This window comes from Synechococcus sp. Cu2B8-bc1011, assembly GCF_047302735.1.
Lineage (GTDB): Bacteria > Cyanobacteriota > Cyanobacteriia > PCC-6307 > Cyanobiaceae > Synechococcus_C.
Genome location: NZ_CP138915.1, coordinates 1038156 through 1054711, shown reverse-complemented (window position 1 = coordinate 1054711; position 16556 = coordinate 1038156). Strand labels below are relative to the sequence as shown.

Genomic DNA, 16556 nt, shown 5'->3' with positions numbered 1-16556 from the left:
TTTATTGCTCAGATCAGATTTTTATTTCTTCAACACTTTTCAAGGTTCCACATGTTCTATACAATATGAACTATTCAAATTGCATTGATTAGGGCATGCAGTGCCCCTCCTGCCAAAACACAGATAGCCGGGTTCTCGAGTCGAGAGCTGCCGAGGGTGGAAGAAGTGTGCGCAGGCGTCGTGAATGCCTGAATTGTGAATTCCGATTCACAACGTACGAGCGGGTAGAGATGGTTCCAATCACCGTGATCAAACGCAATGGTCATCGTGAGATTTTTAACCGCAGCAAACTGCTTCACGGCCTAAGCCGAGCCTGCGAAAAAACTGAGTTAACGCCCAGCAAGCTCGAAGAGATCGTTGACAATCTCGAACTCAGTCTTCAGCAAAGCAGTAGCCGTGAGATCACCAGTTCAGAGATTGGTGAATTGGTTCTAAGTCATCTCAAGGGGCTCAGCGAAGTCGCCTACGTGCGTTTTGCCTCGGTGTATCGACACTTCCGAAGCGTCAGCGATTTCGTCTCCACGCTTGAAGGGATGAACGCAGACAAAGCTGAACTCGCCGCACTCGTCTAAAAAGCAAGGCTGTTCTGTAAAATTAAAAATTACTGATCCTTTGTCGGCGGGCGCAGGGTCAATTTTTATCGCACTGTCCTCGGGCAGACCGCCACCCATCCATGACTGTTACCCCAACCGATCCGGCTCAGGATCTCGCTGTGAACACCACCACTCCCATCGACGAGAGCACTGCCGTCGAAGCCACAGCGGACCAAGCCGATTTCGGAACGGACGAAGATCTCAGTATCCCGGAAGACATTCCTACCGCGGATGATCCCAGCAGTCGTGCCAACCCTAAGGATTTGGATGGGGCAGGCTTCACGATTGACGATTTCGCCTCACTGCTTAGCAAGTACGACTACAACTTCAAGCCAGGCGACATTGTTAACGGCACAGTGTTCGCTCTGGAGACAAAGGGGGCGATGATTGATATCGGCGCCAAAACCGCCGCTTTCATGCCACTCCAAGAGGTCTCCATCAACAGGGTGGAAGGTCTCAGCGACGTGTTGCAACCCGGTGAGATTCGGGAATTCTTCATCATGAGTGAAGAAAACGAAGACGGCCAACTCTCTCTCTCGGTTCGCCGGATCGAGTATCAGCGTGCCTGGGAACGGGTTCGGCAGCTGCAAAAAGAAGACGCCACCATTTATTCAGAAGTGTTCGCCACCAACCGTGGTGGTGCGCTCGTTCGGGTGGAAGGCCTTCGCGGCTTTATCCCTGGATCCCACATCAGCACGCGCAAACCGAAAGAAGAGCTGGTTGCAGACTTCTTGCCTCTCAAATTCCTTGAAGTCGACGAAGAGCGCAATCGCCTGGTTCTCAGCCATCGCCGCGCCTTGGTCGAGCGCAAGATGAATCGCCTTGAGGTCGGCGAAGTGGTGATCGGAACCGTTCGTGGCATCAAGCCTTACGGCGCGTTTATCGACATCGGTGGGGTGAGCGGTTTGCTTCACATTTCCGAAATCAGTCACGAGCACATCGAAACACCCCATTCCGTTCTGAACGTGAATGATCAAATGAAGGTGATGATCATCGATCTCGATGCTGAGCGCGGTCGGATCTCACTGTCTACCAAGGCTCTGGAGCCAGAACCCGGTGACATGCTCACAGACCCTCAAAAGGTCTTTGACAAGGCTGAGGAAATGGCTGCTCGCTACAAGCAGATGCTTCTTGAGCAAGCGGAAGAAGGAGAAGAGCCGTTGAGCTCGATGATGGTCTGAGCGGCATGAGCCCATGGCTCATTTATCTCTTAGAAACCATTCACTTGGCTTAATCCATGGGGTGCTGTTCGACAAGGACGGCACCCTTTCCCATAGCGAACCCCATCTCATTGAGCTGGCCGACGCCAGGATTGAGGAAATTATTCGCGTTTTTGCATCCCGTGGCGCATCAACCGACGTGCAAGCCCAACTGAAGGGGTTGCTTAAGCGCGCGATGGGCCGCTGCGACTCCGGCTTGATTCCAGATGGACCGTTGGCCGTCGCTTCCCGTCAACACAATCTGTTGAGCACGGCAACCATTTTCTGTTTATTTGATCTGAGCTGGCCTCAAGCACTCGTGCTTGCAGAAGAGATCTTTGACACCGTGGACCGTATCCACAAACAACACTCCACAAAAGCAAGCCTGAGCCCCAGGCCCCCTTTGCCCCACTCAAAGGAATTGCTTAACGAGCTACATCGCGCCGGTGTGATCTGTGCCGTGATCAGCAATGACACCCAGCATGGAATCGAACAGTTTCTTCAAGACCATGGCTTGAGCCACTTGATCACCGGAATCTGGAGCGCTGATGACACCCCGTGCAAACCAGACCCCGGCGCCGTGCATGGTCTGTGCAGACAGCTGAATTTGAATCCATCGCAATGCGCACTGATCGGGGATGCAGACTCAGATCTGCTGATGGCACGCCGCGCAGGCATTGGTTATGCACTTGGGTACGTAGCGGGATGGCATCGAACCCCCGACCTGACATCCCATCAATATTTGATCCATCACTGGCAAGAGCTAAGGGTTGAACAAGCTGATTAGGGGCAACCCGTAAAATCCCTCCACGCCCTAAACACTTATGAGTCGATACGTTTTCACTTCCGAATCCGTCACGGAAGGCCATCCCGACAAAATCTGCGATCAAGTCAGTGATGCGGTGTTGGATGCTCTACTAGCTCAAGACAGCACGAGCCGGGTGGCCTGCGAAACGGTTGTGAATACCGGTTTGTGCATGATCACAGGTGAAGTCACCTCCAAAGCCCAGGTGGATTTCATCCATCTCGTACGCGATGTGATCCGAGATATCGGCTATAGCGGCGCGCGAGCCGGTGGCTTTGACGCCACCAGCTGTGCCGTACTCGTTGCCCTTGACCAACAATCCCCTGATATTGCCCAGGGCGTTGATGAAGCCGATGATCACGCTGGCGATCCCCTCGACAAGGTCGGAGCCGGTGATCAAGGCATCATGTTTGGCTACGCCTGCAATGAAACGCCTGAGCTGATGCCTTTGCCCATCAGCCTTGCCCACAGGCTTGCTAGGCGCCTGGCCGAAGTCCGCCATAACGGAACACTCGATTACCTGCTCCCTGACGGCAAGACCCAGGTGAGCGTTGTCTATGAAAACGACAAGCCAGTTGAGATCGACACCATCCTGATCTCAACCCAACACACCGCCGAGGTGACTGGCTTAACCGATGAACAGGAGGTTCGCAATCGCATCAGTGAGGACCTTTGGACCCACGTTGTGCTGCCAGCGACAGCAGACCTACCCCTCAAACCCGATAGCGCCAATTGCCGCTATCTGGTCAACCCCACGGGCAAATTCGTGGTCGGCGGTCCACAGGGTGATGCCGGTCTCACGGGTCGGAAGATCATCGTCGATACCTATGGCGGCTATGCCCGTCATGGTGGTGGTGCTTTCTCCGGCAAAGATCCCACCAAGGTGGATCGCTCCGCTGCCTACGCCGCGCGCTATGTGGCGAAAGCACTCGTCGCTTCAGGCCTTGCGAATCGTGCAGAAGTTCAACTGAGCTATGCCATCGGAGTCGCCAAACCGGTGTCCATCCTTGTGGAGTCATTCGGTACAGGCAAGGTGTCCAATGCGGAGCTCACCGACCTCGTGCAAGAGCACTTCGACCTCCGTCCTGGCGCCATCATCGAGCAGTTCAAGCTGCGGGAAATGCCTTCCCTCAACGGTGGGCGCTTCTACCGCGATACAGCTGCCTACGGGCACTTTGGCCGTCCAGATCTGAACTTGCCCTGGGAAGACGTCAATGACAAAGCTGCAGCCCTGAAGCAGGCAGAAGCGAACCGCATCCAAACCGGAAGCAGCCTCTAAGCGCAACACATGAGCCAAGATCCGCTGGTGCTCGGCATTGACCTAGGCACCAGCGGTGTCCGCATTGCTGTCATCGATAGCAACTGTGCCCTACTCCAGACCGAAAGCGCGCCTTATCAGATCGGCCTGGTCAACCCCTTCGACTGGCGCGACCGATGTTGCGCATTGATCGGACGCCTCAAACCTGACTATCGCCATCGCCTCAAAGCCATCGCAGCGGATGGCACCTCAGGAACGCTGCTGGCCTGCGATCAACAGGGCCTCCCCCTTGCTGAGGCCTTGCCCTATTCATTGGCATGCCCCAATGTCCTGGATCAGCTCCGAGACTTAAGTCCACAGGGTGGACCAGCTTCCAGCGCTAGCGGAAGCCTTGCGAGGGCGCTGCACCTAGTCGAACAACACCAAGCCCCTCTCCTGCTTCGCCATCAAGCCGACTGGATCAGCGGCTGGCTTCTTGACGATTGGAGCTATGGGGAGGAAGGCAACAACCTTCGACTGGGATGGGACCTGAACAAACAATCGTGGCCCGACAGCTTTATCAGGCAACCCTGGTGGGAGGCACTTCCAGAGATTCGCGCCAGTGGCTCAGTGTTTGGCCCCGTTTCGCCGCAACGGGCCAAAGATCTAGACCTGCCAGAAGATCTACTCGTTGTAGCCGGGACAACCGATTCCAACGCGGCCGTTCTCACCGCTGATGCAGAAGACGACGAGGGCATCACAGTGCTGGGAAGCACCTTGGTGCTGAAACGATTCACCGATCAGCCCCTCGCTCCATGGCCAGGGACCTCCAACCATCGCGTGGGGGGGCGTTGGTTATGCGGAGGAGCCTCCAATGCTGGAGCTGCAGTGCTGAAACAACTCTTTCCTGATATCGACCTCGCTGAACTAAGCCGTCAAATCGATCCTGATCAAATCAGCGGCTTACAGCTGCGCCCACTTCCCAGATGCGGAGAGCGGTTTCCCGTTGATGACCCCAACCTTGAACCCATCCTCACGCCCCGGCCTGTGAGCGATTCCCTTTATCTACACGGCCTCTTAGAGGGTTTAACGACCATCGAACAAGCGGGATGGCAACTCCTCACAAGCCTTGGTGCTGATCCTCCGAAAAAGATCGTGACCCTTGGAGGCGGAGCGCGCAATCCTCAATGGCGTCGTCTGCGCGAGCGCCAACTCTGCGTTCCAATCCGCAGTTGCAACACACCTCCAGCTGCAGGCGTCGCTCGTTTAGCTCTACAGGCTGTGAAAGCACCAGACAAGACGATTCATCTAAGGGAGAATTAAACGAGCATCACCGAACCCTTGCCCAACCGACTTCGAGATGGCCTTGCCATTGGCCTGTTCATCGTGCTTGCCGGATATGTGGGATTCAGCGGGTTTCGGCTCGCCATCCTGCTCTGGCAACGCTTTAGCTAAGCCACTTCACCACCCTCACCTCCGCCCCTTCCAACCATGACCGCTGATCCGCTTACCCCCGCTGTTAGCGAACGCATCTGTCGTCACATGAATGACGACCATGGCGATGCAGTGCTTCAGTTCGCCCTCCATTACGGAGGAGTCAGTGCTGCCAACATTGCCACCATGACAGCCGTAGGCACTGATGCCATGAGCCTTGAAGTCGATGGGAAACCCCTCAGGATCCCGTTTGATCACACACTCACTGACAGTGAGGACGCCCACCGCACCATGGTAGCGATGCTGAGAGCGATGCCCTCTAACGGCAGCAAAGGGGAATCCTGAAGGCAGTCGTTCTGTCGCCTTGCTAACCGCACTCCACGATTGCCTGCAGGATCTCTTCGTTGTGCCTTCTTGCCCGATTTGCAAGAGGGTGATCCCAACCCATCAAAACGCTGATCAACCCTGCAGCGAGTGCAGGCGAAAGCTGGGGCTCATGACATTGGGACTGCAGGGCATCACCCCTGTTCACTTCCACGCAGCTGGTTGGTATCAAGGAGAGATTCGCCGAGAAATCCTACGGCTAAGGCACAATCACGACTTTTCAGCGTTGAAGGCGCTGACCTTCGCTCTGCAGCAAACCCTTCCGACCAAGGCTCTCTTGGTTCCAATCCCCAGTTGGAAAGCGGACAAGCGAGCCAATCCGCTACCGGCATTGATCTGCCGGAGCCTTGGACGCACCACCAAGTCGCTACTGAAACGGTGTCGGCCCACCGTGGGCCAACACCACCTCAGTCGCCGTCAGCGGCTGGTCAATATGAAAGCAGCCTTCGCGATCCATCCAGATCAGCGCTCCAGGCGCGTTTCTGCAACACCCACTTGGATTGTCGATGACATCCTCACCACTGGGGCCACGGCTCAAGAAGCCATAAAAACGTTAAAGAACGCAGGGTGGGAGGTCAGCGGATTGATCTGCCTAGGACGCACCCCGTGATTTAAGATTCCGGTGTCGTGAAAACGACGTGCCGGGATAGCTCAGTTGGTAGAGCAGGCGACTGAAAATCGCCGTGTCCCCAGTTCAAATCTGGGTCCTGGCATTCACTGCATTTGATCAACACAGCAACGCTGTGATCCACAGCTTGCTGATTGATCACCTCGAAGCTTGAACAGTTGGCTGCATGAGATTGATCTGCACTTGGGCAGAGCCTTCATCAATCCTCAATTTCCGGACGACGACGGCCCGCATGAATGGTGGCCACCTCGGTGATCTCCTCAATCACTAAGTGCTTCCTCCAATCCTGTGACCCATTGAGCAGCTCATCAAGCTCCTCAGACGTCATTTTCCTGTCAAGACCACCAAGGGTGCCCTTGATGGCGCACTTAATGATGACCTCTTGCTCGTATGTCATAAAGCGAACGCTGAAACAGCCATCTTGCCTAAGCGGCAAAACCGCCAGCCACTCGGTGCATGAATTGCAGACACCGTTACAGAAGCAAACAGCCTGACTATCTTCCGCTTATGAGCAAAAACGTAAGCGGCTCAGAGTCAAGAAATATTCGAGAAACAACTTTGGCTGTGAATTCAACAATCCAGCAAGCAATCAAGCAGGCACAATCGTCGAATGAGCAACGGATTACGTCATAACGAGCTTTCTACACCGATCTCGGACGAAACAAAGAACAAGTCTTATCAACGGAATAGGGGAGCAAAGTGTTCTTCAGTCACATCAAGAACGCTGTCTCAATGTACAACAATACAAAACAGAAGCACCGTGAGAATGCACTGTATATTCTTGCAATGGTTATGAATTCAATGGTTCCACAAGACCCCCAGCATGTGACAAAGAAAAGCCCACAACGGCACAATTGAGAGCACAAATGGTGCTGGTATTTGGCTGAAAAAACTCAGAAACATCAAAAAATGGAATCACACCACCGAACCCGAAAAGAATTCCAACAATGGATGAAGCCCATCAGATTTCGATTGAATCCAGATCCTGGACGTGCATAGAGAAGAGATCAAGGTGAACATTGCTGAGCCGACTCAAGCTGGCAGTGCATCCAGGCCTTCGTGGACAGGCTGGTGATGTTAGATCAACGAATAAAAGATAAAGATGTACTTAAAAGCCGAAGGAGTCCTTCATGCCGCGGTAAAGTAAACTAATTGAATCGTCCAGGAAAAGTCTGCATTGCCCATATGGGTTTTATTCTTTCTAGTCGATCCGGGCATTTATGTGTCGATGGCAAGAGGGTCTTAAAGCCACACACGGATGGGATTTTTCCATCAGGTCAATTCTGTGATGGAGACCTCTCAATCCCTTCAACAGTTCAAAATATCCTGACGATTTCCCAGTGCTTCCTAGATCTCTTTATCAATCCAATAGGCATGCTTCAAGAGCAGAGGCCGAAAGGGAAAAAATGGTTGCATTCCACTCTTGAGATCGAAAGAGAGCTTGAAGTGGCAATCCCGACAGAAAAACAAGAGAAAATTTCGAAAGGATCTCTCCCTAGATCACCTGATCAGACGAGAGGATGGCACTTGTTCACCATGCATACGCTGCATCGCTTTTTCTGGAAAGAGTTTGACTGCGTCAGAGGTTCGCGCAAACATGAAGAAACTGATGATTACCACTGGTGGCTTGAAAATAGTCATGGAGACGTTATCGATCTAGCTGAAGAGCAATATCGAGCAGGCAAACTCACCACACTGAGAGAGAAAGGAAAAAAGCTGAAACCACTCGGACAACAATATTCCGCAACATCTAGAGCCATGGCACATCGAATAACGGAGGTCTTATCCTCCAGACGTTACAACGCCAGTCTTATTGATCAGTACGCCAATGCTTACATGAAACGATGAAGACGAGACCATAAATTCTTGAAATCAATCAAATCCTGACACATACACATTGAAATAGCTCGAATTCGGAAGAATCAAAGCCTAAGAAATGGGTTTCCCAACCATGAATTGCTTAGCAAACAAGTAAAACGTCTCAGAAATTCTTTCCATGACTGACTATTCAGGGGGGTACAAACGGTTTTTCGACAACTTCATACGTCAACACGACTGATAAAAGCCAGTCCACTGAATGACCAGACATCTGCTCCTTCAAAAGGGGCCAGATATGGGTGCTCGAGGCCTTTGGTGATGCTAGAGAATAGAGTTCTAAGGGACCAAGAAGGGTGCGCTGGGTCGCCCAGATAGCATGCCGTTTAGACTTGGCACATTGAATCAAAATCGGCAAAAATGCCTTCAAAGCCCTTTAAGGCAACACTGATCGACCAATTTGAATGCTTAAAGTGGCCAATTGTCGAATGGCCCCAGATCAAAACTAGATTCTGAAATCTAAAACCAAAAGCCAATGATTCGCGTACCTATCGATGATGATCGAACCTTTAATAATCCCGACGGATTTGCGATGGTGTTCGACCGAACATGGAAGCAATCAGCAAAAGCAGCGCAATTTGCAGAGCTACCCATTGAACAGCGAATCGATGCAGTGATTGCAAAAATGGATGAACATCCATTTTTGCAATCAGAACCTGAACAAGCTCGTCAAATCGCCATCTTCAGAGTTCGATTGCTCAACCTGGATGGATCGAACCCATCAGGCTGAAAGCAATTCGTCGCTCTGATCGAGTCCTAGATCCAACGTTTCTAAGGGTGATTCCTGTGAATCATTGACGTACTCCGTTTGCTCAAAATCAAAATCCTCGGATTCATCCTGAGCAGTGTCTAAATTGTCATGTGAATCGCTCACAAGCCCAAGACTAGGTGTCTCGACAGGTGCCTCGTCTTCAGATCGCTCATTCAACAAACCGCGTAGTTGTACGAGACGATCGCTGCTATCAGCGAGCAATAAGCAGCTATCAGAATCCTCGGCCTGATCTGGCTCAACAGACTCCAAACGGGAGGAGAGTTCGTTATGTCGTTCTTCTAGCGCAAGTAATCTGAGGGTCAAAGATTCAGCAATCTCACTGATCATGTGAAGTTGACCACTCAATTGGGGAATCATGTCATGACTAGAAATGGCCATGGGAGAGATCTCCGTGCTAATCGAAAGCTGATGATATCGATTGCAGTGAAAATGTCCACTGTAATCTGCACCTTGGCAGGGGATAGAGTTGGGGAATGAGTAGAAATGCTAAAAACCAAAAGCCAAGAACAAAACAGATACAAAAAGAAGACACATCACAAGGTATCCGATGCTGAACCGAGAATTCACGCAAAGAACCTGACCAGCTGTACGCTCAACCCAACAAGAAGGCACAACTGCCAGTCATGGAAAGGATTGAGGAGCCCGCCAAAGGACTCCAAAGAGGTGCCAATATTAGAAATGTCAAAAATGATCGATCATGCAATTGACTGTTGACTCATGTTCATAAGTCAACAGAAAACAAAAAATCTGCTGCAGAAACAGCAAAAGGCAAAAGTCGGAACAGCCTGCTTTAGACCTTAACGATAAGGGAAAGAGCAAAAATTCAAACAAACACGCTAAGGAGTGACAAACCTGAAAAGTTGAGGATTTATAAAGATTGATGATGAAATCCGCAATTATCGGTAATCAACCGGTGACGACGAAGAAAATACATGAATAAGTACAGAAAGCCGTAAGGGAGAGGAGAACCTAAAAATGCAGAACACAGCCCAGCAGACACTGTCAACCCTGCTAAGGGATAGCTCTGAGGAAAAAGAAGTTCACTTCAATATCGGAAACGGGATTTTTCGGCTAAATTTAAAACCTGAGGACATAAAACTATGGGGAGAAACACTAAAGAACATCTCTAATCCTGGAAACGTTCTTCTGGCATGTGAAAGCAACCAAGTAGAATTATCTGAGACAAAATTAACCTGGATCGTAGGAGCAGCAATACGATCAACCAAGATCGATAAAACAATTGACATTGTAAACCTACTGGAATCTCTTGATATACCCAATGAGATTGCAGAGGCAGCCAGCAAACACTGTCCCGGACTGGGATCAGAAATCACCTGGGCGTTTTATTTAGAACGGCATGGCTGGCTAACAGCTTCACCAATCATGGACACTAACAAGCAAGAGAATAGTCAAGAGTGAATCACAATCAAACTCAAAAAACAAAAGAACTTGCAGCAAAAGCAGAATTTTTCGGATTACATAAAAATATTCTTCTACCAGAAGAGCATCAGAAAATACTAATTTCAGCAAACCAAGAAAAAAGGTTATTGAGTGCTAAAGAATTAAAAGTCCTCTGCAACAGATCGCATAGCGACGCGAATAAGCTGGAAGAGCTGCAAGCAAAGTTACCAGCATTAATTGACGAAGCAAAAAGAATTCTCCTCAAAAGGATACCTAACATTACAGAACCAGGCGGATCACTGTATCCCAAAGAAAGAGCAGAGGCATGCTGGAGAGATTGCTTTCACTTTGCCAGAATCAGCATCTACGGAACGGCTGCAGGAGATACAAACATTACGGACAAACAAGGACTAAAGGTCGTTGAAGAACTCTATTCAATTCTAGAAGTACCGATCAATGCATTAGTAATCTGCCTCAAAGAATTACAATTACAATGCAGTAGAACTTATACAATTAATCATCCTCAAAAAGACCTCTCACTGCTTGATGGCTGCTTTAATCATCTAGTCGAAAAAATGGAAGCAATGCAATAAAACAGTTGCAAAAGGCACTCAAATCAAAAGTGACTAACAAAAGAAAACCAATGGAATGAAAGAAGACAGATATCATCTGCAAATAAACACAGATCTACACAGGAAGGGTGGGCCCTAAAATTTTTGTTGCGGAAACTGGAAAAACAACAAAAAAAAGGGGAAGAAGAACTAGTATCGACCGAATCAAGATTTGATCAAAAGAGCTATGGTCGCCATCAAACCAACACGTGATTTTACCAATAAAGCGCGTACTTCATATACAACAACGAATCAGAAGGCGAAAGCGAAAGCCGCAGTAACAGTCGAACAATTCAAAGAGAACCAGTGCAAGGCGATGGGCATTGGTATTGGGCCAAGACATCATGGGGAATGTCCATTTGGAGTGACAGCTGAAGAATATGCAGCTACTGGAAATAATGCATTAGACACAGCAATTAGCACTGCATATAAACAGGTGTTTGGCAATGCGAAACCAACTGATAACCAACGTTGTGATGAGCTAGAGTCTCAACTCAGGGATGGAAGAATCACGACACGGGATTTTGTAAATGGACTAGCTAAGTCCGACTTCTACAAACAAAACTATTACCATAAAGTATCACCAATCAAAGGTGTTGAGCATAATTTCAAGCATTTACTGGGCAGGCCACCCATCAATCAAAGTGAAATCGGTGGATCTATTAGTTTCATTGCCGAGCAGGGGTATGATGCATTTATTAATAAATTAACCTCTTCCGGTGAATATCTTGAAGTGTTTGGTTCAGACACAGTTCCCTACGATCGGGCATGGACATCTGAAGCAGGTTTTTACTGTTCCACATTTGTGAATATGTGCTCAGTCAGCACAGGAAACGCAAGTTCAGACAAAATAACCGGAAGCAGAAGTCAACTTGTGATGTCTTTAGCCAATGCTAGAAATCTAAGTACCTCCACAGGTGGTTTCGATGTCTCAGGATTTACTTACTCGAAAGCCGTTAGAGATCCATCATCAGGAGCATTCCAAAGAATGTTTATGCCACAAACAGCAAAAAGATAAGACTCAGTTTAGAAGGCATGGATAAAGGGTAAACATTATACCATAAACAAACCAATTCAATAGCAAATTATGGCAATGCAGGGAAACCTAATTGCCATTTTTTCTTGGCATGACGATCAACAACGTCCTTTAAAATAGCAACACAACAAGCTTGAAGCCGATAACACAAAAAAGACAGAGCTCGAGTAAGATTTGGTCATCATATTAAAGTTGCTATTGTACAAAATGATAATATTTGGCCTAACAAAGGCAACCTAGATACTTTAAGTTTTGGCAACAAAAAATAAAGACAACAGCCTCAACGCTTAAAGTTTGCCAACTCTACCTGGCAGAAACAAGACTCCATGGCTATTCCTGTTCGCACCTATTCTCTGAAGAGCCAGAACAGTCGAGTCAATAACCTTGCTGGCAATAGTGATTCCGTAAAATATCAGGTAACAGGTGAAGTATCTGGCGCTTCAGTGTCAACACGTAGAGATATGGACAGCCTGATTGAACAAACATACAAGCAAATCTTTTTCCATGCGATGAGTTGCGACAGGGATATATATCTCGAATCTCAATTAAGAAGTGGGTACATCACGATGCGCGACTTCGTGAGAGGACTTCTGCTCTCAGAGAGATTTCAACAGGGATATTATCAATGCAGCTCAAATTACAGAATGGTCGATCAAATTGTAGGTAGAGTACTAGGCCGCTCAGTGAGTGGTGAGTCTGAAAGGTTAGCGTGGTCTATCGTCATTGCAGAAAAAGGATTCACATATTTTGTGGATCAAATCCTAGAAAGTGATGAATACATGACCAACTTTGGATATGATGGGGCTCCAGCACAGCGCGGTAGATTGATACCGGGGCGATCCACGGGAGACATGCCTATCTATCAAAGGTTCCCTCGTTATGGTGAAGAATGGAAAAATTCGCTGATTGCAAGAGAATTCGTGAATAAAACATTCACCACAGGTGGAGTGAGTAGCACAATGAAATCACTAGTAGGCAAGCCACCTGAATGGCTCATTAAGACATGGTTGATCCTATTTGCAATTGGTGGCTTTGAAATTACACGGGTGATACTATCGATTGGCGTCTCCATGGTACGAAGCTAATAAAATGTTTTTAAACATAGAAAATTGGAGTCCGCCTGAAATGGCGTCTCCCGATCAAATTAATGAGTATCCAGTCGATGCCAGAGGTGCAGATTGGCGAAATCGAGATATTGGAACTTTGGATTTAAAAAATGCAAATCTTTGTAGAACTGATTTAAGAGGCGCAAATTTAACGTGTTGCCTATTGGAAAACACCGACATGAGGCTTGCTAAATACGACAGCAAAACTGCGCTACCAGATGGATTCAACATCCGAACAAGTGGGGCAATCGGCCCAGGAGCACAACTCAATGGAGCCTTTTTAAACAATGCAGATTTGAGGGGAATCGATCTACGCAAAGCCTCATTAATGGGTGCTTATCTAAGCGGTGCAGATTTAAGCGGTGCATTACTGGACAATATTTCGTTAGCAGGAGCAGATTTGCGACATGCCATTTTACGAGGTGCCATGTGCAGAGGAACTCGATTTGGCACAAGCGAACTAAAGATGGCAGACCTAAGAGGTGCTGATCTCACTGAAGCCAATCTAGACACGTTGGAATCGATCCAAGGTAGCGATTTCTCTATGTGCAAAGGAATGGATCCTTATATTCAAACCTTGCTTGAGAGGCCTGCCATCGAATTGGATCATTGGAATCCACTCACGCGTAGCACTACAAGAGCAAGCCTCGAATCCTTGTCTTTGGAGGCATAACTTAACATTAAAGCGGGTCCATGGGCGGCGCTCGACGCCGCGATGGATCATTTCGTCGTTTCACGCAACAAAACGGAACACTTGATTGAGCTTTATAAAGAAGATGTCCGCTGGCAGAGGATTTCGAAGAGATTGTTCTGAGATAAACGAGAGAGCAATTCATGCCCTTTGGTCCTGCCTCGCTCCTAGGGGTCGAGCGTTTCTCCGCAGAGAGTGAAGCTCCGCTCGAACTGCTTCCAGGCGACGACGACGTCCAAAAGGAAGCTTTGATCAGCGCAATCTACAAGCAGGTGCTTGGCAATGCCTATGTCATGGAGAGCGAGCGCCAATTGATCGCAGAGTCGCAATTCAAACTTGGCGAAATCAGCGTTCGTGAGCTGATCCGTCGCATTGCCAAGAGCGATCTGTACCGAAGCCGATTTTTCGAATCGTGCCCCCGTTATCGCTATATCGAGCTGGCCTTCCGTCATCTCTTGGGAAGAGCCCCAGTTGATTTCGAAGAGATGCGAGGGCATGCGGAACGCCTTGACAGTCTTGGCTATGAGGCCGATATCGATAGCTATTTAGATTCGGATGACTATCAAAATACCTATGGCGAATGGGTCGTGCCCTTTCAAAGGGGATGGAAAACAGACAGTTGTACAACACTGCAAGAATTCACATGGAGTTTCCAACTCCTTCGCGGTAATAGCAGTAGCAGCTTGAAGGGAGATCTTTCAGGAATTACAAGCAAGCTCGGAGGAGCTGCTTACCAAAACTTGCCTCTTCCTGTGGTTCCGCCATCTTCGAATGAAGCAAAAGGCTGGAGCTTCCGAAGAGCCAAAAATCTTCAAGATGCACCGACACGCCTTGGTGTTGGAGCAGGGCAAGAAGGAACAACCTATCGCGTTGAAGTGACTGGATATAGCGCTAACAACGTACGAAGAATATCGCGGTACACGAAATCAAATCGTGTTTTCTACGTGCCCTTCGACAAGTTATCTGAGCAGTTTATAAGAATACATAGAGAAGGAGGTAAAATCTCAAGCATTACACCAGTCACCTAAGGCCAAAACATTTAAATCAACAAACAACCTCATCAAACCAAGAAATTGAACATGTCAACCAACAAAACATCATCCGGATTCGGCGCAGAGACCAAGTGGCATAACCCCGTCAGCTTTCAAAAGAAGGGAGCATCAAACCAAAAAGCAGCATTAACGATAGGGGAATTCCTCAAGAATTCCTGTGATCAGATGGCAATTGGCGTAGGTCCAAGAAGCCATGCAGATTGTCCCCACAGAGTCACATCAGAATGCTATAGCCCAGACGATAACGCTTCGCTTGATGATGTAATTGCCGCTGCATATCGCCAAGTATTTGGCAACGCACATGTCATGGACTTCGAGCGTTGTAAAGAACTCGAAGCCCAACTCCGTAATGGAGAACTCACAGTTCGTGACTTTGTTCGTGGACTTGCAAAGTCAAGTTTCTACAAACAAAGATTTTTCACAGCTGTTGGGCCCCAAAGAGGGATTGATTTAAATATCAAACACCTGCTTGGAAGAGCACCACATTCACAGGCCGAGGTTTCAGCGAAAATTGCACTCCAAGCTGAACATGGACAAGAAGCTGTCATCGACAGCATTGTTGATTCTGCCGAATATCTCGAAGTGTTCGGAAGTGATGTGGTTCCTTATGCAAGGGCCTGGTCATCACCAGCAGATTTAGCAACCTCTGCCTTCCCCTTACTCGCAGCAATTCAAAAAAGCTTTGCGGGTAGTGATAGCGCCCGAGGTGGAAGTAGCAACCTCATCAGTAGTTATGCAAGCGGCCTGGCACCAAGAATCAATGTGCCATCAGAATCCATCGGAGTCAAACCAACTCCAAGCTATGCAGCAGGTCGCTTTGCAAGTAGAGCACCTGGAGTCACAAGTGGTAAAGATGGCGCACCAATGCGTGGTGACAGCTACGTATTTTTTGGACTTGGTCAGCGGGAACAAGAAACATACCAGCGCTGCCCTGGTGACTCAACTGATCAGCTCAATGCCTTAATTAGAGCTTCCTACAAACAGGTAATGGGCAACCCACACCTGATGGAATTTGAAAGAGCAATCACAGCTGAAAGCAAGTACATCGATGGTTATCTGAGTACTCGTGAATTTGTACGCGCGCTTGGGTTATCTGCAGAATACAAGCGTCGTTTCTTTGAAACAAATGCTCCTTATCGCTTCATCGAATTAAACTTTAAGCACTTCTTAGGAAGGGCACCAAAATCACAAGCTGAGATCAGCGAGCATACAAAAATCCTTGCTGAAAGTGGTTATGAAGCAGAGATTTGTAGCTATGTAGACAGCGTTGAATATCAAACAACCTTCGGCGAAGATACCGTACCATTTGCTCGTATTCTTTCGGAAAATGGAAGGTCTCAGGTTGCCTTTAATCGTCACCTGAAATTAGCTGAAGGATATGCAGCGAGTGACACCGTTCAGACAGGTTCTTCACTCGTTACTTCTGTTGCTACTGATACAGTTCCAGGTGGTTGGAGTTCGACCACCACTCGAATCAACCGCACTGGTACACAATCAGGCGCAGCAGATCCAACCAAGAAGAGATTCAGAATCGTTGTCTCAGCTCAAGCTGCCCGCAGTAGACAGCGCACGGCAGGCAACACTTATTTAGTATCTGGGAAAGACATGTCAAGCCAAATGAAGTACATCCATTCACGTGGCGGCAAGATCCTATCAATTACCGAAGTAATGTAAGAATAGATTAACCTTCAATAAGCAGAGCCTTCAATACTGAGGGCTCTAAATTATTATT

At 48.5% G+C, this 16556-nt stretch carries 18 protein-coding genes and 1 tRNA gene; 17 read left to right on the top strand and 2 right to left on the bottom strand.

Annotation, left to right across the window (positions count from 1 at the left end; genetic code table 11):
* The first annotated feature begins 95 nt into the window (after positions 1-95).
* From nrdR to SIC18_RS05425, 8 genes are all read left to right on the top strand, one after another.
* On the top strand, positions 96-572 hold the full coding sequence (gene nrdR, locus SIC18_RS05460) for a transcriptional regulator NrdR (RefSeq protein WP_048347987.1): 477 nt from the start codon (positions 96-98) through the stop codon (positions 570-572).
* Between the two features lie 101 nt (positions 573-673).
* Positions 674-1774, top strand: a complete 1101-nt coding sequence (locus SIC18_RS05455) for a 30S ribosomal protein S1 (RefSeq protein ID WP_048347986.1) — start codon at positions 674-676, stop codon at positions 1772-1774.
* Between the two features lie 13 nt (positions 1775-1787).
* Positions 1788-2579, top strand: coding sequence for an HAD family hydrolase (locus SIC18_RS05450; RefSeq protein WP_048347985.1), 792 nt, complete (start codon positions 1788-1790; stop codon positions 2577-2579).
* Between the two features lie 37 nt (positions 2580-2616).
* Complete coding sequence (metK, locus tag SIC18_RS05445; RefSeq protein ID WP_413430330.1) at positions 2617-3876, top strand: methionine adenosyltransferase; 1260 nt, start codon at positions 2617-2619, stop codon at positions 3874-3876.
* A gap of 9 nt (positions 3877-3885) precedes the next feature.
* Positions 3886-5157 carry an FGGY-family carbohydrate kinase gene (locus SIC18_RS05440; RefSeq protein ID WP_413430329.1) on the top strand — a complete coding sequence of 424 codons (1272 nt, stop codon included), beginning with the start codon at positions 3886-3888 and terminating at the stop codon, positions 5155-5157.
* A gap of 168 nt (positions 5158-5325) precedes the next feature.
* Positions 5326-5613 carry a DUF2470 domain-containing protein gene (locus SIC18_RS05435; RefSeq protein ID WP_048347982.1) on the top strand — a complete coding sequence of 96 codons (288 nt, stop codon included), beginning with the start codon at positions 5326-5328 and terminating at the stop codon, positions 5611-5613.
* A 151-nt stretch (positions 5614-5764) separates the two neighbouring features.
* Positions 5765-6262, top strand: coding sequence for a ComF family protein (locus tag SIC18_RS05430; RefSeq protein WP_413430328.1), 498 nt, complete (start codon positions 5765-5767; stop codon positions 6260-6262).
* 30 nt (positions 6263-6292) lie between these two features.
* Positions 6293-6365 (top strand) — tRNA-Phe (locus SIC18_RS05425).
* A 114-nt stretch (positions 6366-6479) separates the two neighbouring features.
* Here the strand turns inward: SIC18_RS05425 and SIC18_RS05420 are convergent.
* Complete coding sequence (locus tag SIC18_RS05420) at positions 6480-6677, bottom strand: hypothetical protein (RefSeq protein ID WP_048347980.1); 198 nt, start codon at positions 6675-6677, stop codon at positions 6480-6482.
* 788 nt (positions 6678-7465) lie between these two features.
* Here SIC18_RS05420 and SIC18_RS05415 point away from each other — a divergent pair.
* Together SIC18_RS05415 and SIC18_RS05410 are read left to right on the top strand one after the other, a co-directional pair.
* Complete coding sequence (locus SIC18_RS05415; protein ID WP_048347979.1) at positions 7466-8128, top strand: hypothetical protein; 663 nt, start codon at positions 7466-7468, stop codon at positions 8126-8128.
* Positions 8129-8630: 502 nt separating this feature from the next.
* Complete coding sequence (locus SIC18_RS05410) at positions 8631-8885, top strand: hypothetical protein (protein WP_048347978.1); 255 nt, start codon at positions 8631-8633, stop codon at positions 8883-8885.
* Here SIC18_RS05410 and SIC18_RS05405 read toward each other — a convergent pair.
* Positions 8877-9305, bottom strand: a complete 429-nt coding sequence (locus SIC18_RS05405) for a hypothetical protein (protein WP_048347977.1) — start codon at positions 9303-9305, stop codon at positions 8877-8879. The genes SIC18_RS05410 and SIC18_RS05405 overlap by 9 nt on opposite strands.
* Positions 9306-9902: 597 nt before the next feature.
* Here SIC18_RS05405 and SIC18_RS05400 point away from each other — a divergent pair.
* From SIC18_RS05400 to SIC18_RS05370, 7 genes are all read left to right on the top strand, one after another.
* A complete protein-coding gene (locus SIC18_RS05400) occupies positions 9903-10346 on the top strand; it encodes a hypothetical protein (RefSeq protein WP_413430327.1) in 444 nt (147 codons plus the stop codon).
* Positions 10343-10921 carry a hypothetical protein gene (locus SIC18_RS05395; RefSeq protein WP_413430326.1) on the top strand — a complete coding sequence of 193 codons (579 nt, stop codon included), beginning with the start codon at positions 10343-10345 and terminating at the stop codon, positions 10919-10921. The genes SIC18_RS05400 and SIC18_RS05395 overlap by 4 nt, the downstream gene beginning before the upstream one ends.
* 205 nt (positions 10922-11126) lie before the next feature.
* On the top strand, positions 11127-11957 hold the full coding sequence (locus SIC18_RS05390; protein ID WP_048347975.1) for a phycobilisome rod-core linker polypeptide: 831 nt from the start codon (positions 11127-11129) through the stop codon (positions 11955-11957).
* A gap of 344 nt (positions 11958-12301) precedes the next feature.
* On the top strand, positions 12302-13060 hold the full coding sequence (locus SIC18_RS05385; protein WP_048347974.1) for a phycobilisome rod-core linker polypeptide: 759 nt from the start codon (positions 12302-12304) through the stop codon (positions 13058-13060).
* Between the two features lie 4 nt (positions 13061-13064).
* Positions 13065-13754, top strand: coding sequence for a pentapeptide repeat-containing protein (locus SIC18_RS05380; protein WP_048347973.1), 690 nt, complete (start codon positions 13065-13067; stop codon positions 13752-13754).
* Between the two features lie 161 nt (positions 13755-13915).
* Entirely contained in the window at positions 13916-14800 is an 885-nt protein-coding gene (locus SIC18_RS05375; RefSeq protein WP_048347972.1) for a phycobilisome linker polypeptide, read from the top strand.
* A 51-nt stretch (positions 14801-14851) separates the two neighbouring features.
* Positions 14852-16498 (top strand): phycobilisome rod-core linker polypeptide, encoded by a 1647-nt coding sequence (locus tag SIC18_RS05370; protein ID WP_413430325.1) that lies wholly within the window; start codon positions 14852-14854, stop codon positions 16496-16498.
* Positions 16499-16556 lie beyond the last annotated feature (58 nt).